Here is a 21,618-nt window from a genome sequence, read left to right on the forward strand (position 1 = left end):
GTCCGGCGCGCCGGTTGGCGGAGAGCTTGTGGAGAGGCACCCCCAGAGCTGACGTACTCGCCATGAACAAGGCAAACTGGCCTGTGCGATACGAGCGGACGGGTGCGGACAGGTGAGGACCGGACAACCACCTGAAGCAACAGGCACGGGCAGCAGGCACGGGGCAGGAGGCAGGGGCAGCTATGGACCGTGACAGCGGGCCGCGCGTACCGGGGCAGCGGACTCCGCAGCAGAGCCGGGACGGCAGGCTCACGTTCAGCGTGCTCGGACCGGTGCGCGCCTGGCGGGACGGTGAGGCGCTGCCGCCCGGATCGCCGCAGCAGCGCGCCCTGCTGGCCGCACTGCTGACCCGCGACGGCCGCACGGCCACCGCGGGTGAGCTGATCGACGCGATCTGGGGCGACGACCCGCCCTCCCAGGCACTGGCCGCGGTACGGACGTACGCCTCCAGGCTGCGCAAGGTCCTGGACCCGGAGGTCCTGGTCAGCGAGTCGGGCGGGTACGCGATCCGGATACGGGCCGAGTCCGTCGACCTCCACCGCGCGCAGCAACTGGCCGCGAACGCCGAGAAGGCCGCCGGCAACGGCGACCGCTCCACGGCGCGCGCCCTGATCGACGAGGCGCTGGAGCTGTGGGACGGCGAGCCCCTGGCGAACGTGCCGGGGCCGTACGCCGAGACCCAGCGGGCCGCCCTTGAGGAGTGGCGGCTCCAGCTGACCGAGTCGCGGCTCGACATGGACCTGGAGGTCGGCTGCCACGCGGAGGCGGTCTCCGAGCTGACCTCGCTGACCGCCGCCCATCCGCTGCGGGAGCGGCTGCGCGAGCTGCTGATGCTGGCGCTGTACCGCAGCGGGCGGCAGGCGGAGGCGCTGGCCGTGTACGCCGACACACGCAAGCTGCTCGCCGACGAGCTGGGGGTGGACCCCCGGCCCGAACTGGCCAGGCTCCAGCAGCGGATCCTCCAGGCGGACGCGGAACTGGCCCGGCCGGCCGAGGAGTCGGCGCCAACCGCGCCCACCGCCGTAAGGCCTGCACAGCTGCCCGCCACCGTGCCGGACTTCACCGGGCGTACCGCCTTCGTACGGGAGCTGGGCGACCGGCTGGGCACCGCCGAGGGGTCGGTGATGGCCGTGTCGGCGCTGGCCGGCATCGGCGGAGTGGGCAAGACGACGCTCGCCGTGCATGTGGCGCACGCGGCACGGTCGCACTTCCCCGACGGGCAGCTGTATGTCGACCTCCAGGGCGCGGGGTCGCGCGCGGCGGAGCCCGAGACCGTGCTCGGCGCGTTCCTGCGCGCGCTCGGTACGGCCGACTCGGCCATCCCCGACTCGCTCGACGAGCGCGCCGCGCTCTACCGGACGGCGCTCGACGGGCGCCGGGTCCTGGTCCTGCTCGACAACGCGCGCGACGCCGCGCAGATCCGCCCGCTGCTGCCCGGCACGGCCGGGTCGGCGGCCCTGGTCACCAGCCGCGCCCGGATGGTCGATCTGGCGGGTGCGCATCTGGTGGACCTGGATGTGATGTCGCCCGAGGAGGCGCTCCAGCTCTTCACGAAGATCGTCGGCGAGGAGCGGGTCGGCAGCGAACGCCAGGCGTCCCTGGACGTGGTCGCGGCCTGCGGCTTCCTGCCGCTGGCGATCCGTATCGCGGCGTCGCGCCTCGCGGCCCGCCGCACCTGGACGGTCTCGGTGCTGGCCGCGAAGCTCGCCGACGAGCGCCGCCGGCTGGACGAACTCCAGGCGGGCGACCTGGCGGTGAAGGCCACGTTCGAGCTGGGGTACGGGCAGCTGGAGCCGCAGCAGGCACGGGCGTTCCGGCTGCTGGGCCTGGCGGAGGGCCCGGACCTCTCGCTGGCCGCGGCCGCCGCCGTACTGAACATGCCGGCCCGGGAGGCGGAGGACCTCCTTGAGTCACTGGTCGACACCTCGCTCCTGGAATCGGCCGCGCCCGGCAGGTACCGCTACCACGACCTGGTCAGGCTCTACGCGCGTTCCTGCGCCGAGCGCGACGAACAGCCGCCGGCGGAAAGGGAGCTGGCGCTGTCGCGGCTGCTCGACTTCTATCTGGCGACCGCGGCCCGGGTGTACGCGATCGAGCGCCCGGGCGACCGGCTGGTCGACCACCTGGAGCCGACGACGTACGAGGGGCTGGCCTTCACGGACCGGCACGACGCCCAGGACTGGCTGTACGCGGAGGCGATGTCACTGCTGGCGTGCGTCCGCCAGTCGGCCGGCGCGACCGGCACACTGCGGCGGGCGGTCGACCTGCTGTGGGCGGCACTCGATCTGGCGGAGTCGGGGGCGAACTCGAAGGAGTACAGCTACGCGGCCGGCCTCCTGCGGGACGCCGCGCGGGCCGCACGGGACGAGCACGCCGAGGGGCGGGCGGCGATCACGCTGGCCTATGTCCACCACGTGGCGGGCCGGTTCGACCTGGCCGGGCAGGACGCAGAGGAGGCGGACCGGCTCGCGGTACACACCGGGGACCGGCTGTCGGCGTGCTGGGCTGCCAACCTGCGAGGCATCCTGAAGTTCTACCAGGGCCACTTCGACGTCGGGACGACGAAGGCCCATCTCACCCGGGCCGTCGAAGGGTTCCGGGACTGCGAGGACATGGCGGGCGAGGCGAGCGCGCTGTGCAACCTGTCGCGGCTGCACCTCGTCACCGGGGACGTCGACAAGGCGGTGGCGCTCTCCCGGCAGGGCATGGAGACGTACGACCGCCTGGGCCACGCCCTCAAGGGGGCCAACGGACGCTACGCGCTGGGGGTCGCGCTGACCCAGAGCGGTGACCTCGCCGCGGCGGCGGACCGGCTGCACGAGGCCCTGGAGGTCTTCCGCGACAGCCGGCAGCGGCTCTGGGAGGGGATGGCGCTCTTCCGGCTGGCCGAGGTCGACATCGCGGCGGGCCACTGCGCTCAGGCGGCGGCCGAGGCGGAGATGGCGCTGACCGTCCTGCGCGGCATCGGCGGCGAGTGGCGGCGCGGCAACGTCCTCGCCGTGCTGGGCCGCGCCCTCAACGGCATAGGGCAGTCGGGCCGCGCGCGGGTCTGCTGGCTGGAGGCCCTGGCCATCTACGAGGAGCTCAAGTCACCGGAGGCGGACGAGGTGCGCAGGCTGCTGACGCCCCTGCCGGCGGCCTGAGTCCGAGCCGCGGACGAGCCTGTCCCTGCCTCGTATCGGGCGTTCATCGTTTGTTTATCGCGACCCGACATTCTCATTCCACGACGACCCGTCGCGTCGGGGGGCAGGCGGTCGTCAGGGAGGGCCCCGCACCGGCGAACTAAGGTGAGCGGCCTGCGGAACGTCCGTCCGGCCGCGCTCGGGGGAGCAGCCGGACGGGCTTCAGCACCACGGACCATCACGAACAGGGGAGTTGACCACCATGGCCGCAGAGCCGCAGAACGACACCACCGTCGATCCGGACAACGCGCACGTCACGGACAAGCCCACCGTCGCGAAGCCCGCCAACGCGCATGTCACCGACAAGCCGACCGCGGTGCAGCCCGACAACGCGCACGTCACCGACAAGCCCGCGTGATCTGAGACCTTCACGACGGGGCACGGGGGAACCGGGGGAACAGTGGCCGTGGCGGCCCGGAGGGGGAGCCACCACGGCCACTGCCGTATGTCCGCACCCATCCGACCCACCGTAACGAAAGAGCTGCCATGACGCTGACGAAGAAGCTGTTCGCCACTGCCGCCTTAGTGCTCGCCACCGCGGCAGCCTCCGCGACACCGGCCCTGGCGAACGGCCATGTGACGGACACCGACCCGTCGACCGCCCAGGTCCAGGCCGCCACGGTGGGCCCGGACAACGGCCACATCACCGCGGCCCCGCTGGAGTCCCGCGCGGCGTGACGCCACCCGTCGGCCGGGGGGACGCGGCACGCCCTGCCGCATCCCCCCGGCGTCAGACGGACCGCACCAGCACCCGTGCCGAGCAGACTCACATCCCGGCGCTCATGGCGGTCGGCTCGCTACCCCCGCCCGCCACTCCGCCCCCGCAACTCCCCCTTCACCACTTTCCCGCTCGCGTTCCGGGGCAGTTCCGTCACGAACTCGACCTCGCGCGGCACCTTGTAGTTGGCCATCTCGCGGCGGGACCATGCGATCAGGTCGTCCGCCGTCAGCGTCGCGCCCGGGCGCCGGACCACGTACGCCTTGCCGACCTCGCCCAGGCGGCCGTCCGGTATGCCGACGACCGCCAGGTCCGCGATGTCCGGGTGCAGGCCGAGCAGTTGCTCTATCTCCGCCGGGTACGCGTTGAAGCCGCCGACGATGAACATGTCCTTGATCCGGTCCGTGATGCGCAGATTGCCCGCCGCGTCCAGAATGCCCACGTCCCCGGTGCGCAGCCAGCCGTCCGGCGTGAACGCCTCCGCCGTCGCCTCCGGGGCCTCGAAGTACTCCCGCATGACGTTGAAGCCGCGCACCAGCACCTCCCCCGGCTCGCCGGGCGGGGCCGACACCCGTACCTCGGTGTCCGGGATCGCGCGGCCCGATGTCGTGGCGACGACCTCCGCGCTGTCGGTCCTGCGGCACATCGTGACGATGCCGCTCGCCTCGGAGAGGCCGTACGCCGTGATCACCGTCGCGATGTGCAGCTCCGAGCGCAGCCGCTCGACCAGCTGGAGCGGGACGACCGCGGCGCCCGTCACCACCAGCCGCAGCGCGCTCAGGTCGTGCTGGTCGCGGGCCGGGTGGTCGAGCAGGGACTGGTGGAGGGTGGGCGGGCCCGGCAGTACCGAGATGCGTTCGGCGGTGACGTTGGCGAGCACGGTGTCCACGTTGAAGACCGGCTGCGGCACCATCGTCGCGCCCCGCATCAGACAGGCGATGATGCCCGCCTTGTAGCCGAAGGTGTGGAAGAACGGGTTCACGATGAGGTAGCGGTCACCCTCGCGCAGCCCTGCCAGCTCGCACCAGATGCCGTAACAGCGCAGGGTCTGCGCATGGGTGATGACGGCACCCTTGGGGCGGCCCGTGGTGCCCGAGGTGAAGATGATGTCCGAGAGCGCCGAGGAGTCGACCGCGTCCGCGCGGGCCCGTACCGCCGCGTCGGAGATGTGCTCGCCGCCCGCCAGGAAGTCCTTCCAGGTGCGGAAGGACTCCGGGGCGTCGTCCGACAGGACCACGACCTGCTCCAGCTGCGGCAGCCCGGGCAGCGGACCGCTCCCGCTCCCGGTGCCGGCCGCGCGCCGCAGCGACGCCACGTACGAGGCGCCGAGGAAGGTGCCGGTCACGAAGAGCAGCTTGGCGCGGCTGCGCTCCAGTACGTACGCCGCCTCCGCCCCCTTGAAGCGGGTGTTCAGCGGGACCAGGACCGCGCCCGCCGTCACCGCGCCGAGCGCGGAGACGATCCAGTCGACGGTGTTGGGCGCCCAGACCGCGACCCGGTCACCGGCGTCGACCCCCGACGCGATGCACGCGGCGGCCGCCCGCTCGACCCGCTCGCCCAACTCCGTGTAAGAGATCCGGGTACGGCCGTCGACGACCGCCTCCCGTTCGCCGTACCGTTCGGCAGCGGACCGCACCAGCGCCGGAATACTGCCCCACTCCACGTCCCCGCGCATCGTATGCCTCCCGCGACCAGTAGCTGACTATCCGTCAGATTAGCTGTAGCCTTCCCCGCTGTCAGCAGTCATGACGTCCCCGGAGGTGGCGATGGCAGTGGCGACGCTCAAAGACGCAACGGCGATAGTCGGGATAGGCCAGACCGCGTTCGCCAAGCAACTCCCCGAATCCGAGAAGGCGCTGGCCTGCCGCGCGATCCTCGCCGCGCTGGACGACGCCGGGATCGCACCGTCCGAGGTGGACGCGTTCTCCTCGTACACGATGGAGGACACCGACGAGGTCGACGTCGCCAAGGCCGTCGGGGCCGGTGACGTGACCTTCTTCTCGAAGGTCGGCTACGGAGGCGGCGGCTCCTGCGCGACCATCGCACACCTCGCGGCGGCCGTCGCGACCGGACAGGCCAACGTCGGAGTCGCCTGGCGGGCGCGCAAACGCGGCAGCGGCCCGCGCCCCTGGAAGAACACGACGGTCCAACTGCCGGCCCCCGCCCAGTGGACCCGCCCCTTCGGCCTGCTGCGGCCCGCCGACGAGATCGGCATGCTGGCCCGGCGGTACATGCACGAGTACGGCGCCACCCGCGACCACTTCTTCAACGTCGCACTGGCCTGCCGCAACCGCGCCAACCAGAACCCGGCCGCGATCATGTACGACCGCCCGCTGACCCGCGACATGTATATGACCTCGCGGTGGATCAGCGAACCGCTCTGCCTCTTCGACAACTGCCTGGAGACGGACGGTGCGCTGGCCGTCGTCATCGTCTCCGCCGACCGCGCCCGCGACTGCCGGCGCAAACCCGTGTACGTGCACTCGGCAGCCCAGGGCCTGCCCGCCCAGCACCACGGCATGGTCAACTACTGGAACGACGAACCGCTGACCGGGCCCTCCTGGACCGCGGCCCGGCATCTGTGGAAGCACGCCGACTTCGGCCCCGACGACGTCGATGTCGCGCAGATCTACGACGCCTTCACCCCGCTCGTCCCGCTCTCCCTTGAGGGGTACGGCTTCTGCGGGCGCGGCGAGGGCGCCGGGTTCACCGAGGGCGGCGCGCTGGAGATCGGCGGCAGGCTGCCGCTCAACACCGGCGGCGGCGGGCTCAGCGAGGCCTACGTCCACGGCTTCAACCTCATCACCGAAGGCGTCAAACAGCTGCGCGGCACCTCCACCGCCCAGGTGCCCGACGCCAGTACCTGCCTGGTCACGGCGGGCGAGTGTGTCCCCACATCCGCGATCCTGCTGAGGAGTTGAGTCCCGATGCTCCAGCCAGTCACCGACGAGGACGGCGCGCCCTTCTGGGAGTACACCGCCCGGCACGAACTACGCGTCCAGTCCTGCGCGGAGTGCGCCACGCTGCGCTTCCCGCCCCGCCCGTGCTGCCCGCAGTGCCAGTCCTTCGACAGCGAGTGGCAGCTCATGTCCGGGCGCGGCCGCATCTGGTCGTACGTCTTCCCGCACCCGCCGCTGCTGCCCGACTACGCGGCCCAGGCCCCGTACAACACGGTCGTGGTGGAGCTGGCCGATGCCCCGCACATCCGGCTCGTCGGCAATGTGGTCGCCGCGCCGGACGCGCCGCTGAACTCGGTGGCCCCCGAGCGGCTGCGGATCGGCGCCCGGGTGCAGGTCGCCTTCACCGAGGACGACGGGATGACCGTGCCGCGCTGGCTGCTGGAGCGGCCATGAGCCTGCGCGTCGAGAGGAACCGGCAGACCGGCGTCGCGGTCGTCACCCTCGACCGGCCCGACCGGCTGAACGCCGTCGATCTGGCCACCGCCGGTGAACTGTCCGCCGCCTGGCGGGAGTTCCGCTTCGACACCTCCGTACGGGCGGTCGTCGTCACCGGCGCGGGGACCCGGGCCTTCTGCACCGGGATCGACCGCTCGGCCGAGGTGCCGCAGCCGGAGTCCCCGTACTCCGTCGACGACCCGCTGATCGCGATCGGCCCGAAGGCCAACGACCTCTGGAAGCCGGTGATCGCGGCGGTGCGCGGGATGGCGTGCGGCGGCGCGTTCTATCTGCTCGGCGAGGCGGAGTTCGTGATCGCGGCCGACGACGCCACCTTCTTCGACCCGCACACGTCGTACGGCATGGTCAGCGCCTACGAGACCATCTACCTCGCCCAGCGGATGCCGTTCGGCGAGGTCGCACGGATGGCGCTGATGGGAACCGCCGAGCGGATCTCGGCGCAGCGGGCGTACGAGACGGGGTTCGTCAGCGAGGTGACCGCGCCCGGCGACGAGCTGGCGGCCGCGGTCGGCTGCGCGGAGACGATCGCCTCGTATCCGACGGATGCGGTGCAGGGCACGGTACGGGCGGTGTGGGCCGCGAAGGAGGGGGCCCGCGCGCAGGCTCTGGCGCAGGCCCCCCATCTGGTGGCGCTCGGCAATCTGCCGCCGGACCGGCAGTCGGCGCTGTTCGGCGCCAGGAAGGGCGGCGGTGGGTTCCGGGTGCGGTAGCCGGCAGCCGGTAGCCGGTGGCGGGCTGCCTGTCAGTACTGGGAGAGCACGGAGTCGACTCGGCACCGCGTGACCGTGCCGACGTCGGACGGCGCCGACATCGGCACCTTCACCGTCGCGCTGGAGCTGCCGTACACCTGGACGGCCGCGCTGCCCGTGTCGACGACGGAGCCGCCCGCGTCGAGGAAGCTCATGGTGACCCGGTAGCTGTGGCTGCCGCTCGCCGCCCTGGCCGACACCCGTACGGTGGCGGCGGTCGCGCCCTTCTTCGCACAGGTCACCACGGTGCCGGTGGCGGTGGGCGCGGCCGTGCTGCTGCGTGAACCGCTCGTGGAGCCTGTCGTGGAACCGCTCGACGACCCGTAGCTGTTGTTGTTGTCGTTGTAGTAGTGGTGGTGGCTCGTGGTCGAGCTGCTGTGGCTCTTGCTGCTGGAGCAGCCGCCACCGCTGGAACTGTGGCTGTGGCTGTGGCTGCTGTGGCGCGAGAAGCCCGTCAGCGCGAGGACCACCCCCACCAGAACGGCTCCGAACCTCAGACGTCGCATGATCATGTCATCTCCCCCATTCGGCGGACACGGTAACAGCAGGCACGGCGCTGTGGTGGCAGGCGCCTGGGCCCCGGCGTAGCGTCGAAGGCGAGATCCGTCGGAGGAACCGATGATTATCCGCAATGTCCTTGGCTCCCTCGTCGCTCTCGTCGGAGCGGCGGCCGCCGTATACAGCCCCTTCCGTAACTGGTACGACGGCCGCCACGGCAGCGAGTACCGCATCCAGGACCTGTTCAACGGCATCACGGCGACCAAGCCGGGCGACGCGGGCGGATCCGTCCTGATCCCGCTGGCCTTCGCGGCCCTCATCACCCTGATCGGCATTCTGCTGCGCTCACGCCTGCTGGTGACGCTGGCGGGCCTGATCACCATCGGCTTCACCGTGCTGTGGATGGTCCGCGTCGGCATGGCGGAACACAGCCTGACGATCGGCTCCGACGGCACGGGGCTGGGGCCCGGTGTCGGGTACGCGCTGATCGGCGGGGTTCTGATGCTGCTGGGGGCGGGGCTGATGTGGGGGCGGCGGAGGCGGCCGGTTGCGCCTGCGCCTGTGCCTCGGACCGAGCCGGCGCCGGGGCCTCCCGGGCCCGGATATGCACCCGAGGCGTGGGGTACGGGAGCACATGCGGCCGCGCCGCCGTACGAGCACCCTGCCCCGGGTTCGTACGGGCCGCCGATCGACCAGCCGTACGAGCCGGGGGCCGAGCACGACACGTTGTCCTTCAGTACGGCTGATCTGCCCGCGGAGCTGACGGCTCCCGAGGAGCCGGGGGAGCGGGGCGGGGCCACGCGGGCCCGGCCTTCTGGTGAGTGACCGCCTCTCGGGGGCTCAGCCTGCCCGGCCCGTGCCTGTGCCCTTGATGGCGTCCAGGGCGTACACGCAGCGGTCCTTGCTGCATGCGTAGACGACTCCACCGCGGACCACCGGGGATCCGGTGATCTCGCCGCCCGTGGCCAGCTTCCAGCGGAGCTGGCCGCCGACCGCGTCCAGCGTGTAGAGGCAGTGGTCCGCCGAGCCGAAGTGGATTCTGCCGTCCGCCACCACCGGCGCCCCGACCACCTCGCCGGCCGCCGCGAAGCGCCACTTGGGGGTGCCCGTCACCGCGTCCAGCGTGTAGAGCGCGCTCCCGCTGCCCACATGGATGTTGCCCTGTGCGACAAGGAGCGGGTGGAGGGACTGCCGGGACTCGGTGGCGATGCGCCAGCGGTCCTTACCGGTCGTGGAGTCGATGGCGTACACCGTGCCGAGGTAGTCGGCGAGGTAGACACCCCCTCCGGCCACCGCGGGACCGGGGGCGAAGGCCGGGGCCGACAGGAAGACCGCGGGGGCCTCGAAGTGCCAGTGGACCAGGCCGGTCGTGCGGTCGATGGACAGGACGCGGGTCCCGGCCGCGATGTACACACGGCCGTCGTCGGCCGATGTCACCCGGACGGGCACTCCCCCGCACGCGGCCGCGTCGCCCACCGGGTACGACCAGCGCTCGGCGCCGGTACGGGGATCGAGCGCGAAGAGGCGGGCGTCCTTCCAGACGTACACCGTGTCCCCGTGGATCGCGGGCCCGGACTCCGGCGTCTCGAAATCCGTCTGGGCCCCGCTCAGCTCCCACAGCTTCTCGCCGTTGGACGCCTCCCACGCCTGGACACCGCCGCCCCGCGTGCCGGTGACGACCGTGCCGCGCTCGGCTTGCAGCGAGTAGACCCACGCCTCGGTGGACAGCCGCCACCGGTCGGTGCCGTCGGTGCCGTCCAGCGCGTACAGCGTCGGCCCGTCGGACGCGTGGATCCGGCCGCCCGAGACGGCCATCGCCCACGCCACGTCCTTGGTCTTGAACTGGCGCCGCCCGCTGCCCACATCGAGCGCGTGCACCTCGAACGAGGTGACGTACAGCAGATCGCCGTCGACAGCCGGGGTCCCCCAGACGTCGTTCGACATACGGAAACGCCAGGGACGCCAGCGGACGGCCTCATCGGGGGCCCGGGGAGCGGGCGGCGCGGCCACCGGGGGCGCCGCCTCCGCCGCTTGCCGGCCTCCCGGGGCGCGTACCCAGCCCGTCGCGGGCCCGGCGGGCGCGGCGGCGTGCGCGCGGGCCTCCGCGACCCGCGGCCCGGGGCCGATCGGCACCTGGGCGCCGGGCAGCCGCACGGCCCCGTCCCGCCACCCGGACTGCGCCTGCGGCTGAGGATGCGGCTGAGCCTGGCTCTGCTGCGCCGGGGCCTGCTGCGGCTGCTGGTGGAGGGGCTGCGGCTGGGCCCGGGGCTGCTGGGGCGGCGGCTGCGGCGGTTCATAGGCCGGTCTCGGCGGCGGCGAGGGGTTCGCGGGCCTCGGCACCGCGGGTGGGCGGCCGCCGCGCCGGGTCTCGATCATCGCGGTGGCCCTGGCCGGCAGCCAGGCGGACGCGGTGCCGCTGTCGTCGCCGCCCGACGCGAAGAGGTGCGGTGCCAGCTGCGCCTGGAGGTCCTCCGGGCTGGGCCGCTGGGTGAACTCCTGCTGCATACACGCGTCGATCAGCGGCCGCAGTTCATCGGGCAGGCCCGTCAGGTTGGGGCCCTCGCGCAGCAGCATGAACACCGTCTCGACCGGATTCGCCCCGTGGAACGGCGGATGGCCGGTCGCCGCGAAGACCAGCGTCGACCCGAGCGAGAACACATCGCTCGCGCCCTTCACATTGCGCGAGTCCTTGGCCTGTTCGGGTGACATGTACGCGGGGGTGCCCACGGCGACGTTCGTCATGGTCAGCCGGGTGTTGGAGACCCCGGACGCGATACCGAAGTCGATGACGCGCGGCCCGTCCTCCACCACCAGCACATTGGACGGCTTGAGGTCCCGGTGGACCAGACCGGCACCGTGGATCGACTGGAGGGCCTCGGCGATACCGGCGGCCAGCCAGCGCACCGCCTGGGCCGGCATCGGCCCGCACTCATTCACTATTTCTTCGAGAGAGGGCGCGGGAACGTAGGCGGTGGCCAGCCACGGCACGGCGGCGCGGGCGTCGGCGTCGACCACGGCGGCGGTGTAGAAGCCGCTGACGGCCCGGGCGGCCTCCACCTCACGGGAGAAGCGGACACGGAACAGCTGGTCCTCGGCGAGTTCGGTCCGTACGGTCTTGATCGCCACGCGCCGGCCCGAGGCCGAACGCGCCAGATAGACAAGCCCCATACCGCCGGCCCCGAGCCGCCCGAGCACCTCGAACGGGCCGATCCGCCTCGGATCGTGCTGCGTCAGCTGCTCCACCACGCGCCTGCCACCTCCCCGTCGGGCCCCGGGGAAGGGGGTCCGCGAAATACAGCTGAGTTCAGCGTCTCACCACTGGGCACCACCCGGCGGTGCGCACCCCGATTCTTCCTGGCTGGCGTGCTCGTTGCGAACCCGGGGGCGGATCGGGGTGTCTCACCGCGATCCGGACATGGCGCCCATGCGGGGCCTGATACGCGGCCCGCACAGGGGCCGGACCCGGTGCCCGCGCGGGGCCTGCGGGCCGCGCGGGCCGGAACGGCCGCTCTTGTACGGTGAGATGCGGCCGGATGTGGCGCCCATCACAGCCGAAAGTTGTTTGGACGAGTTGTCCACGGAAGTTATCCACAGCCTGTTGATAACAATATCAATCCCGCCCTCCAGCACCTCCTCACCCTTCGTCGCCCTTCCGCGCCCGGCGAGCCGCTCCATTACCAGCCCGGACCCCATTTGCAGTCGGCCGAATCGCGCTCCGATCACCCCTCGGTAAGCTGACGGCATGACAGGACAAGTGCGCACCGTCGACGGCCGCGTGGCCGGTCGACGAGGCCAGGCGACGCGGCAGAAGCTGCTCGACTGCCTCAGCGAGATGCTCAGCTCCTCGCCGTACCGGGACGTCAAGGTCATCGACGTGGCCCGGAAGGCGGGGACTTCGCCCGCGACCTTCTATCAGTACTTCCCGGACGTCGAGGGCGCGGTCCTCGAAATCGCCGAGGAAATGGCCAAGGAGGGTGCGGGGCTCACCGAGTTGGTCTCCGCACGCCCCTGGACCGGAAAGGCCGGCTGGCAGACGGCCGAAGAACTCGTCGAGGGATTCCTCGACTTCTGGCGCAGGCACGACGCGATTCTCCGCGTCGTCGACCTCGGCGCCGCGGAGGGCGACAAGCGGTTCTACAAGATCCGCATGAAGATCCTCACCTCCGTCACCAACTCCCTGACCGATTCGGTCAAGGAGCTACAGGCGAAGGGCAGGGTCGACAAGGACGTCAGCCCTGCGGCGATGGCCGGCTCTCTGGTCGCCATGCTGGCCGCGGTGGCCGCGCACCAGAAGGGCTTCCAGACCTGGGGCGTCAAACAGGCCGAACTCCGGCCGAACCTCGCCCTTTTGGTCCACATGGGCATCACAGGCAAGAAGCCGACAAAGTAACCGCGGGGCGCCACCACGTCCTTCGTCCTGTCGCGCAGACGGCGGACCACCGAGGTGGTCCGCCGTCCGCGTATCCGCAGCGCGGATCGCGGAGCACGGCGCGAGGATCGCGGACCGGCCCGGCCCGTCCGGCCCGGTGCCCGCGTCAGCGGCGCTCCAGGCGGAACAGCCGGATCTCCCGGTCCACCCTCGCCTGGTACGCGGCGTACGGCGGCCAGAACCCCAGCGCCGTGGCCCACACACCCGCCCGCTCCGCTCCCTCCAGGAGCCGCGCCCTGACCTGGATGTCCTGTCCCTTCCAGTTCACCTCGACGTCCGGGTGCGCCAGCAGGTTGGCCGTCCACGCGGGATGGCCCGGCCGCCCGAAGTTCGACCCGACGAGGATCCAGCTGCGCGGCCACGGCCCGGACCCACCACCAATGGGCCCCCGCCCCCCTTCACCGTCCGGCCGCGCCCCCTCCGTCATCTCCGGCATACACGCCAATGGCGTAACGCGCGGCAGACCGCTTCTCGCGCCCTTCGCCGTGAGGATCACCCCGGGCAGCATCTGCGCGCTGAGCAGCACCCTCCCCCGGGTCAGCCGGTGGACCGTACGGTCCATCGCCGGTATGACGTGCGGCGCGATCCTGGCGAACGTACGGGTGGACGACACCCTCTGCACCAGTCGTGTTCCGGGCACCATCAGACCGCGACCGCCGCTCGCCCGGTGAAGAGCCCCGCGCGCTCCGCCGCGTGCGCGCGCAGCCCGTGCACCGGCCCGAACAGCAGCTCGTCCGACGACGCCCGCTTGAAGTACAGCTGGATGTCGTGCTCCCAGGTGAAGCCGATCCCGCCGTGCAGCTGGACCGCCTCGGACGCGGCGCTGCGCAGCGCCTCCAGGCCCTGCGCCAGCGCGAGCCCGCCCGCAGCCGGGTCCCAGGCCGCGTAGTACGCCGCCGATCTGGCCGCCTGCACCTGCACATAGAGCTCGGCGAGGCGGTGCTTCACGGCCTGGAACGAGCCGATGGGGCGCCCGAACTGTTCGCGCTGCCGCACATGTTCGACCGTCCGCTCCAGCGCCCGGTCCGCCGCGCCGACCGCCTCGGCGGCCAGCACGGCAGCCGCCGCGCACCCGGTACGGGCCAGCGCCCCCGGCACGTCAGTACCCTCTTCAGCACTGTCGCCGAGCAACTCCGCCGCGGTGTCGCGCAGTTCGATACGGGCCTGCGGCCGGGTCGCGTCCAGCGCGGTCTGCCGCACCCGGGACATCCCGGCGGCGTCGGCCCGTACGAGAAAGAGCAGCGTGCGGCTCCGGGCGAACCCCCCGGTGTGCGCGGCGACCAGCAGCACCCCGGCGCTGTGGCCGTCGAGCACCTGGTCGGCCTGCCCGTACAGCCGCCACCCCTCGTCGGTGGGCCGCGCCTGGACACCACCGGCCCGGCCGCCGCCCGCCCAGTCGCCCGCGTTGTCACCGAGCAGCCCGAGCGCGGGCCCCAGCGGCGCCGCCAGCGTGGCGGTCAGCTCGCCGCGGGCGATGCCCGGGAGCAGCTCCGCGCGCTGGGCCTCCGTGCCGAGTGCGGTGATCAGCGGCGCGGCGAGCGCCGCCGTCGCGAACAGCGGGGACGGCAGCAGCGCCCGCCCCGTCTCCTCGCAGGCGAGCACCAGCTCGGCGGGGCCGCACCCCACACCCCCGTACTCCGCGGGGATCGCGAGGCCGGGCAGCCCGAGCTGTCCGGCGAGGGTGCGCCAGAGCTCGTGGTCGTACCCGGCCGGGGTGGCCGCTGCGGCCCTGACCCCGTCCGGGCCGCAGCGTTTGGTCAGCAGTTCGCGCAGGGTACGGCGGATCTCGTCCTGCTCCGCTGTGAAGGCGGCATCCATGGGCGGGCCCCTCTCCTGATCTGACGGCGCGTCATACTAGAGCGCGCAGATCCAGATGCACAGAGCCGGTACGGGAGACGTGCGACGCCATTGCCATGCAACGGATCTGATGTACCGTCAGATTCATGTCATCCTCTGTCATATCTGCCCGGCCGCGGCGGCGGGTCGCCGTCGCCGGTGTCGCCCTGTCGGACTGCGGCAAGGTCGACGACGCCACCCCGTACGCCCTGCACGCCCAGGCCGCGCGCCGCGCGCTGGCGGACTCGGGCCTCGGCCGCGAGGTGATCGACGGCTTCGGATCGGCGGGCCTCGGCACCCTGGCCCCGGTCGAGGTCGCCGAGTACCTGGGCCTGAAACCCACCTGGGTGGACTCCACCTCCGTCGGCGGCTCCACCTGGGAGGTCATGGCCGCCCACGCCGCCGACGCCATCGCGGCGGGCCACGCCAACGCCGTACTGCTGGTGTACGGCTCCACGGCCCGCGCCGACATCAAGGCGCGGCGCCGTACGTCGAACCTCTCCTTCGGCGCACGCGGACCGCTCCAGTTCGAGGTCCCGTACGGCCACTCGCTCATCGCCAAGTACGCGATGGCCGCCCGCCGCCACATGCACGAGTACGGCACGACACTGGAGCAGCTCGCCTCGGTGGCGGTGCAGGCGCGGGCGAACGCGGCGAGCAACCCCGATGCCCTGTACCGCGATCCGGTCACCGTGGACGAGGTGCTGGGCGGGCCGATGATCGCGGACCCGTTCACCAAACTGCACTGCTGCATCCGCAGCGACGGCGGCTGCGCGGTGCTGCTGGTGGCCGAGGATTACGTACCGGACTGCGCGAAGGCTCCCGTGTGGGTGCTGGGCGCCGGAGAGCACGTCTCGCACACCACGATGTCGGAGTGGGACGACTTCACGGTCTCCCCTGCGGCGGTCAGCGGCCGGCTGGCCTTCGAGCGGGCGGGGGTCAGCCCGGCGGAGATCGACCTTGCCGAGATCTACGACGCCTTCACCTATATGACGCTGGTGACGCTGGAGGATCTGGGGTTCTGCGCGAAGGGCGAGGGCGGCGCGTTCGTGGAGAAGGGACGGCTGCTGCGCGACGGCGAACTCCCCGTCAACACCGACGGCGGCGGACTCTCCGCCTGCCACCCCGGGATGCGCGGTCTGTTCCTGCTGGTCGAGGCGGTACGTCAGCTGCGCGGCGAGGCGGGCGACGGCCGCCAGGTACACAAGGCGGGCGGCCGACTGCCGGAGCTGGCGGTCGCTTCGGGGACGGGCGGATGGTTCTGCTCGTCGGGGACGGTGGTGCTGGGGCGGGGGTAGGGCCTGCCTCGCGTCAGTGGCTCTCAGCGATCGCTACCCGGCCCGACCGCAGCGATGTCCGTCCCCCCGAAGGGCCGGCGAGCGTGTGCGTAAGGGCGAGGAGGGTGTCGTCCGACACCACCCGCAGGCCGGACTCCGCGAGCAGTGCGGCCATCGTCTGCGGCTTCCACAGCGAGCGCCACGGCTCGGCCGCCATGATGGAACTGCCGAGCACGCGTGTCAGCAGCCGTCCTGCGGCCGCTTTCACCGACGGCGCCTGGTAGTTGACGATGAGCGTGCTTCCCGGGACCGTCCGGGCGGCGAACGCGGCCACCGTGGCGCGCACTTCGTCGCGTGTGAGGTACGGGACGACGCCCTCCCACAGCCATGTCGTCGGCGCGGCGGGGTCGTGCCCGGCGGCGTCCAGCACCGCACCGAGGTCGTCGACGGCGAAGTCGACCGGCGCGAACCGCACGGACCGGGCGAGCGCCGGCAGTCCGGCCTCTTCCTCCGGCCCCCCGGCCACCCGCGCGGCCTCGTCGAGGCGGGCGCGCTTGTCCTGCTGAGAGGCAGGATGGTCGACCTCCCAGACATCTGTCCGGGAGAGTTCGGGCAGACGCCATGCGCGCGTGTCCAGACCGGCGCCGAGGATGACGAGCTGGCCGGTCACGCGGGCGCGCAGAGCCTCATCGATCGCAACCGTCCGTGGCACGACCACCTCGGCGCACGCCCGCACACTCTCGTACGTGGTGCGTGCCCGCCAGCCCTGCGGCGGAGTGCCCGAGTGCACCTCGTCCACCGGCGCACGCTCCGCGACGCTCAGCAGCCGGGCTGCCACTGGATCCGCGAACCGGCCGGCAGCAGCCCTGCCGTCCGCGGCTGCCCGCCCCTGGCAGACCAGCACCGCTGTCCTGCTGGCGCCACGTGCACTCTTGCTCATGAAGCCGTATTCAACACCAGCCCCGGCCTTCCGGGCCCGCCGGGCGAAGGCCCCCGCTCCGCTACCCCTTCATCCCCGAGAACGCGATCCCCTGGATGAACTGCCGCTGCATCGCGACGAACACCACGATCACCGGCAGTGTCGCGAGCAAGGACCCCGCCATCAGGATCGGGTACTCGGTCAGGTGCGCGCCCTGAAGTGAGGCCAGGCCGGCCGACAGGGGCATCTTCGCCGGGTCCGTGTTCACGATCAGGGGCCACATCAGGTCGTTCCATGACCACAGGAACGTGAGCACGCCCAGCGCCAGCAGACCCGGCTTGGCCAGCGGCAGAGCCACCCGCCAGAAGACCGTGAAGGGGTTGGCGCCGTCCAGCCGGGCCGCCTCCTCCAATTCCTCCGGCAGGCCCATGAAGAACTGCCGCAGCAGGAAGGTGCCGAAGGCCGAGAACATCCCCGGGATCACCAGCGCCTGCATGGAGTCCAGCCAGCCGAGGTCCTGCATGATCTGGTACTGCGGCAGCAGGAACAGCTGCCCCGGCACCATCAGCACGGCCAGGAAGCCGAGGAAGATCACCCCGCGCCCGGGAAAGCGGATGCGGGCGAAGGCGTACGCCGCCATCGAGCACAGCAGCAGCTGCGCCCCGGTCCGCAGCAGCGCCATCACTGCCGTGTTCACGAACTGCCGCCCGAGCGGGACCGCGTCGAAGACCTTGCCGTAGTTCGACCAGTCCCAGTGCGCGGGCAGGATCGTCGGCGGCACCTGTACAGACTCGCCGAAGCTCTTGAAGGAGGTCAGCACCTCCCACACCAGCGGGAAGACCGTGACGACCGCGCCCAGCGAGAGCAGGACGTGCGCGGGCCACAGCCTGCCCTGGCGGCTTCTGTTCCGGACACGGGAACTGCGGGTGTCCCGCGTCGCCTCACGCATAGTGGACCCACCTCTTCTGCAACCGGAACTGGATGGCGGTCAGCGCCATGATCAGGACGAACAGCACACAGACGATCGCCGCTCCGTAGCCGCGCTGGTTGTCGTAGAACGCCTTCTGGAAGAAGAGCATCACGACCGTCTGGCCCTCGCTGTAGGCCGGGTTCTGCAGCGCGTTCTGCGTGTTGCCGCCGATGATCAGATACACCAGGTCGAAGACCTGCAAGGACTGGATGATCGACAGCACGGTGGTGAAGAACAGCGTGGGGCTCAGCAGCGGCAGCGTGACCGAGAAGAACTGCCGGATGCGCCCGGCGCCGTCGAGCGACGCCGCCTCGTAGTAATCGCCCGGGATGGACTGGAGACCGGCCAGCAGCAGGATCATGTTGTAGCCGACGGTCATCCACACGCCGACGACGGCGACCGCGAAGCGGATCACGTGCGGGTCCGACACCCAGTACGTGCCGTTGATGCCGATCGCGGACAGCGCGTGGTTGAGGATGCCCGCGTCGCCGTTGTAGAGCCAGCGCCAGACCACCGCGACCGCGGCGGGCATCGTGACCACCGGCAGGAAGTAGAACGTGCGGTAGATGCCGGTGCCCGTCAGGCCCTTGAGGTTCAGCAGCACCGCCAGCACCATCGACAGCGGGATCCCCAGCAGCACAAGACCGGTGTAGATGCCGGTGTTGCCCAGTGACTGCCAGAACTCGGGATCGCCCACCAGCGTCCGGTAGTTGGAGAGACCGATCCAGCTGGTCCCGCCGAAGGCACCCCACTCGGTGAAGCTGTAGTACACCGTCTGCACCACGGGCCACAGGTAGAAGACCGCGAGTCCGATCCCGGCCGGGGCGATCAGGGCGTACCCCCACCACTTGTCCCGGTGCTGGAAGCGACGCTCACGGCGGCGCAGTTCCCGCTGGTCCAGGCGGTCCTGGCTGGTGCGCTGCGCCGGTACGGCGGTTTCCGCACGCACATCGATACTCATCAGGACCGACCCCTTCTCTCCTGTGCGAGCAGCTGGTTCATCGCGTCGGTCAGAGAGCGGGTGGCGCCCTTGAGGCTCTCGGTCCCGCTCCACGCCTTGGCGAGCCACATCTGATCCTTGTGCTGCCAGGCAGCGGTGTTGGTCGAGGTGGGGTAGGGCACCGCGTAGTCGAGAGCGTCCAGGTGCACCTGGAGGTCGAACTTCGGCATCCCGGCCGCCCACGGTTGGGCCGTGCCGTTACGGGCCGGGATGGCCGTCCCGTACTTGCCCTGGAGCAGCGATGCCTGCTCGCTGCCGAGGAACTGGACGAACTCCTTGGCCAGCTCCGGGTGCGGGGTACGGGCGTAGACGACGTTGGCCAGACCGTGCAGGACGGTGGCGCGGTGCCGGCCCCTGGGCATCGGCGCGACGTCCACCTTGGCCCGCAGCTCGGGGTCGGCGTGGAACGTCGCCGCGTTGTACGAGCACTCGTACGTCATGGCAAGCGTCCCGGACTGGAACATCTGGGTGGGGTCCGTGTCCGCCATCTGCTGGAGGGTCGGCGAGGCCCGGTAGCGGTGGATCAGGTCGATCCACAGCTGCAGCCCCTCAAGCGTGTGCTCGTCGGAGTAGCCGGAGCGCGTCTTGTCCTTGGAGATGACATAGCCGCCGGCCTGCGGTATCGAGTTGTAGTAGTTCTCCTGCTCGCGGACCGGAGCCCCGACGCCGTAGATCCCGCGCTTGCGGTCGGTGAGCCGCTGGGCGTTGGAAATCAGGTCCTGCCAGGTCCAGGACGCGTCCGGATAGTCGACCTTGGCCCGGTCGAAGATCTCCTTGTTGAACCAGACCGCGACCGTGTCGAAGTCCTTCGGGGCGCCGTACTGGACGCCTTTCCAGCGGTACAGCGAGATCAGGTCGGACGGGAAGTCGGCGGGGCGCACCACGGCGTCGGACCCGGTGGTCTCCAGCGGGAGCAGCTGCCCGGCGTCCGCGTAGAGCCCGAAGTTCGGTCCGTTCATCCAGAAGACGTCGGGAGCGACGCCACCGGTGCACGCGGTGCGGAGTTTGGTCCAGTACGTCCCGTTCGGGGTGAGCTGGACATCGACCTTCACACCCGGCCGGGTGCGCTCGAACTCGCGCGCCGCGCGTTGCATGGCGGGCACCTGGTAGATGTCCCAGACGCCGTAGGTGATGCGCCCGCGCCGGGAGCCGCCGCCCGAGGGGGACGCGGAGGACGAGGAGGAGCAGCCGGTCGCGAGCGGAGCCGCCGCCAGCGTGGCGGCCGCCGCCGTGAGGAGAGAACGCCTGCGCACGCGGAACCTTCCTGGGGGTGGAGCTTCCACCTCGCCACACAGGCGAGGCCGTGAAGCCGACGAAGGTCGTCTCGTGGGGGACGTCTCCCCACAACCGGATGCAACGGACGCTATTTGCTCAAAGTTGATGGGTCAATGCCTCTTCCAAGCATCTTTACGCATCTGAGGCCTTCGGATCTGCTCCGAGCACGCCAAAGGGCGCCGCCAGAAATGGCGGCGCCCTACACGGTGCGCGTGTGACGAAGGTCAGGCGGGGAGCTGCTCCACGAACGTCGTCCAGGCGGCCGGGGCGACCGTGAAGGTCGGACCCTCGGGGACCTTGGAGTCACGGATATGGACGGCGCGGGGGTGCGCTGCCACCTCTACGCAGTTGCTGGTCTCGTTGCCGCTGTAGCTCGACTTGCGCCACTCGCAGGCGACCTCTAGGCACGCCCCGCCTTCGTTGCTGCTGTAGCTGCTCTTGAACCACGTCAGCTTGGTGCTCATAGCTGATCCGCCATCCTCTCGATCAGTTCTGCCGACTCCCAGGGCGTGAGCGCCTGTGCCCGCAACATCCCGAAGCGGTCGATTAGTTGGTTGACCTGCTGCGGCTTGGAGATCAACGTACCTCCCGTCTGGCCCTCGTCGTACGCCCAATTCCGCCCATCCGGCGTACTGGCCAGCTGGAACGGGCCATGCAGCCCCGCGTGCGCGGTCCTGGGCGTCGGCATCACCTGCACCATCAGATGATTCATCGCCTGCGTGCACTTCAGGACGTGCAGCATCTGGTTGCGCAGCACGGACTTCCCACCGATCGGTCGTTGCAGGACCGACTCTTCGATCACGAACGCCACGATCGGCAGCGGGTCCCGGCTCAGGACCGCCTGCCGTTCCAGCCGCGCCTCGACGTTCTTTTGAATCTCCGCCTCGGAGAGTTGCGGCACCCGTTCCTCGTACAGCGCCTGGATGTACTCCTCCGTCTGCAACAAACCCGGAAACGTCATGTTCTCGTACGCACTGACGCTGGAAGCGATCTTCTCCAGCCGCACCCACCCCACAAAAGTCCGCGGGTACTTCTCGTCCTCCATCAGCGGGATGCACGACTTGAGCGCGCCCCGCGCGTCCAGCACCCCGTCGGCGTCCTTGAGGAAGCTGGTCGTGGGGATGCGCTCGCCCCGTTCGTACGCCCCGGCCAGCGACTCCGAGATGAGCAGCCGGTCGCCCACGTCCTGTCTCGTCAGGCCTGCCCGTGAGCGGAAGTTCCTGATCAGGTCCCCTACGTGCCGCCGTGCCGGTGACGGCTGCGCCGCGTTCACTTCGCTCGGCTTACTGGTTGCCACAAGATCGCCCTGCCTTTCCACATCGTCCCGATGTGCACCCCATTCCTCTGGT

General features: G+C 71.1%; 20 protein-coding genes. 9 read left to right on the forward strand and 11 right to left on the reverse strand.

Annotated elements, in window-relative coordinates; all coding sequences use genetic code 11:
• Positions 1-182 precede the first annotated feature (182 nt).
• The 3 genes from OHB13_RS15100 to OHB13_RS15110 all read left to right on the forward strand — a co-directional run bounded on the left by OHB13_RS15100 (position 183) and on the right by OHB13_RS15110 (position 3,860).
• Entirely contained in the window at positions 183-3,143 is a 2,961-nt protein-coding gene (locus tag OHB13_RS15100) for an AfsR/SARP family transcriptional regulator (RefSeq protein ID WP_328377456.1), read from the forward strand.
• A gap of 241 nt (positions 3,144-3,384) precedes the next feature.
• Positions 3,385-3,540, forward strand: coding sequence for a hypothetical protein (locus tag OHB13_RS15105; RefSeq protein ID WP_266855890.1), 156 nt, complete (start codon positions 3,385-3,387; stop codon positions 3,538-3,540).
• 128 nt (positions 3,541-3,668) lie between these two features.
• Entirely contained in the window at positions 3,669-3,860 is a 192-nt protein-coding gene (locus tag OHB13_RS15110; RefSeq protein WP_328377457.1) for a hypothetical protein, read from the forward strand.
• 119 nt (positions 3,861-3,979) lie between these two features.
• Here the strand turns inward: OHB13_RS15110 and OHB13_RS15115 are convergent, their stop codons facing one another.
• The gene (locus tag OHB13_RS15115) at positions 3,980-5,575 is read right to left on the reverse strand and encodes a FadD3 family acyl-CoA ligase (RefSeq protein WP_328377458.1); all 1,596 of its coding nucleotides are present in this window, start codon (positions 5,573-5,575) and stop codon (positions 3,980-3,982) included.
• Between the two features lie 70 nt (positions 5,576-5,645).
• On the opposite strand from OHB13_RS15115, the gene OHB13_RS15120 reads away from it, so the two are divergent.
• Genes OHB13_RS15120 through OHB13_RS15130 form a run of 3 tightly spaced genes read left to right on the forward strand, consistent with a single transcriptional unit; the run spans position 5,646 to position 8,026 of the window.
• A complete protein-coding gene (locus tag OHB13_RS15120) occupies positions 5,646-6,821 on the forward strand; it encodes a lipid-transfer protein (RefSeq protein WP_266855884.1) in 1,176 nt (391 codons plus the stop codon).
• Positions 6,822-6,827: 6 nt separating this feature from the next.
• Complete coding sequence (locus OHB13_RS15125; protein ID WP_266855882.1) at positions 6,828-7,253, forward strand: Zn-ribbon domain-containing OB-fold protein; 426 nt, start codon at positions 6,828-6,830, stop codon at positions 7,251-7,253.
• The gene (locus OHB13_RS15130; protein WP_328377459.1) at positions 7,250-8,026 is read left to right on the forward strand and encodes an enoyl-CoA hydratase/isomerase family protein; all 777 of its coding nucleotides are present in this window, start codon (positions 7,250-7,252) and stop codon (positions 8,024-8,026) included. Before OHB13_RS15125 ends, OHB13_RS15130 begins: the two co-directional genes overlap by 4 nt.
• A 32-nt stretch (positions 8,027-8,058) precedes the next feature.
• Here the strand turns inward: OHB13_RS15130 and OHB13_RS15135 are convergent, their stop codons facing one another.
• Positions 8,059-8,577, reverse strand: a complete 519-nt coding sequence (locus OHB13_RS15135; protein WP_328377460.1) for a hypothetical protein — start codon at positions 8,575-8,577, stop codon at positions 8,059-8,061.
• A 106-nt stretch (positions 8,578-8,683) separates the two neighbouring features.
• On the opposite strand from OHB13_RS15135, the gene OHB13_RS15140 reads away from it, so the two are divergent.
• Positions 8,684-9,388 carry a hypothetical protein gene (locus OHB13_RS15140; protein ID WP_405752115.1) on the forward strand — a complete coding sequence of 235 codons (705 nt, stop codon included), beginning with the start codon at positions 8,684-8,686 and terminating at the stop codon, positions 9,386-9,388.
• A 15-nt stretch (positions 9,389-9,403) separates the two neighbouring features.
• Here the strand turns inward: OHB13_RS15140 and OHB13_RS15145 are convergent, their stop codons facing one another.
• Positions 9,404-11,809: an outer membrane protein assembly factor BamB family protein gene (locus tag OHB13_RS15145; protein WP_266855870.1), complete on the reverse strand. Its 2,406-nt coding sequence runs from the start codon at positions 11,807-11,809 to the stop codon at positions 9,404-9,406.
• Positions 11,810-12,305: 496 nt separating this feature from the next.
• Between OHB13_RS15145 and OHB13_RS15150 the strand changes: the two genes are divergently transcribed.
• Complete coding sequence (locus tag OHB13_RS15150) at positions 12,306-12,953, forward strand: TetR family transcriptional regulator (RefSeq protein WP_266855868.1); 648 nt, start codon at positions 12,306-12,308, stop codon at positions 12,951-12,953.
• 145 nt (positions 12,954-13,098) lie between these two features.
• Here the strand turns inward: OHB13_RS15150 and OHB13_RS15155 are convergent, their stop codons facing one another.
• Both OHB13_RS15155 and OHB13_RS15160 read right to left on the reverse strand, forming a co-directional pair.
• Positions 13,099-13,635 (reverse strand): nitroreductase family deazaflavin-dependent oxidoreductase, encoded by a 537-nt coding sequence (locus tag OHB13_RS15155; protein ID WP_328377461.1) that lies wholly within the window; start codon positions 13,633-13,635, stop codon positions 13,099-13,101.
• Positions 13,635-14,810, reverse strand: coding sequence for an acyl-CoA dehydrogenase family protein (locus OHB13_RS15160; protein ID WP_266855864.1), 1,176 nt, complete (start codon positions 14,808-14,810; stop codon positions 13,635-13,637). The genes OHB13_RS15155 and OHB13_RS15160 overlap by 1 nt, the downstream gene beginning before the upstream one ends.
• Before the next feature lie 125 nt (positions 14,811-14,935).
• On the opposite strand from OHB13_RS15160, the gene OHB13_RS15165 reads away from it, so the two are divergent.
• Positions 14,936-16,126: a thiolase C-terminal domain-containing protein gene (locus tag OHB13_RS15165; protein ID WP_266855862.1), complete on the forward strand. Its 1,191-nt coding sequence runs from the start codon at positions 14,936-14,938 to the stop codon at positions 16,124-16,126.
• A 13-nt stretch (positions 16,127-16,139) separates the two neighbouring features.
• On the opposite strand, the gene OHB13_RS15170 is transcribed toward OHB13_RS15165, so the two are convergent.
• From OHB13_RS15170 to OHB13_RS15195, 6 genes are all read right to left on the reverse strand, one after another.
• Positions 16,140-17,045 carry a class I SAM-dependent methyltransferase gene (locus tag OHB13_RS15170; protein WP_328377462.1) on the reverse strand — a complete coding sequence of 302 codons (906 nt, stop codon included), beginning with the start codon at positions 17,043-17,045 and terminating at the stop codon, positions 16,140-16,142.
• Between the two features lie 61 nt (positions 17,046-17,106).
• Complete coding sequence (locus OHB13_RS15175) at positions 17,107-17,973, reverse strand: carbohydrate ABC transporter permease (protein WP_328377463.1); 867 nt, start codon at positions 17,971-17,973, stop codon at positions 17,107-17,109.
• Complete coding sequence (locus OHB13_RS15180; protein ID WP_328377464.1) at positions 17,966-18,955, reverse strand: carbohydrate ABC transporter permease; 990 nt, start codon at positions 18,953-18,955, stop codon at positions 17,966-17,968. Before OHB13_RS15180 ends, OHB13_RS15175 begins: the two co-directional genes overlap by 8 nt.
• Positions 18,955-20,247 carry an ABC transporter substrate-binding protein gene (locus OHB13_RS15185; RefSeq protein ID WP_328377465.1) on the reverse strand — a complete coding sequence of 431 codons (1,293 nt, stop codon included), beginning with the start codon at positions 20,245-20,247 and terminating at the stop codon, positions 18,955-18,957. The genes OHB13_RS15180 and OHB13_RS15185 overlap by 1 nt, the downstream gene beginning before the upstream one ends.
• Before the next feature lie 246 nt (positions 20,248-20,493).
• Complete coding sequence (locus tag OHB13_RS15190; protein WP_328377466.1) at positions 20,494-20,733, reverse strand: DUF397 domain-containing protein; 240 nt, start codon at positions 20,731-20,733, stop codon at positions 20,494-20,496.
• Positions 20,730-21,566: a helix-turn-helix domain-containing protein gene (locus OHB13_RS15195; protein ID WP_328377467.1), complete on the reverse strand. Its 837-nt coding sequence runs from the start codon at positions 21,564-21,566 to the stop codon at positions 20,730-20,732. Before OHB13_RS15195 ends, OHB13_RS15190 begins: the two co-directional genes overlap by 4 nt.
• Positions 21,567-21,618 lie beyond the last annotated feature (52 nt).

The sequence above is a fragment of the Streptomyces sp. NBC_00440 genome (genome assembly GCF_036014215.1).
In the GTDB taxonomy this organism is placed as follows: domain Bacteria; phylum Actinomycetota; class Actinomycetes; order Streptomycetales; family Streptomycetaceae; genus Streptomyces.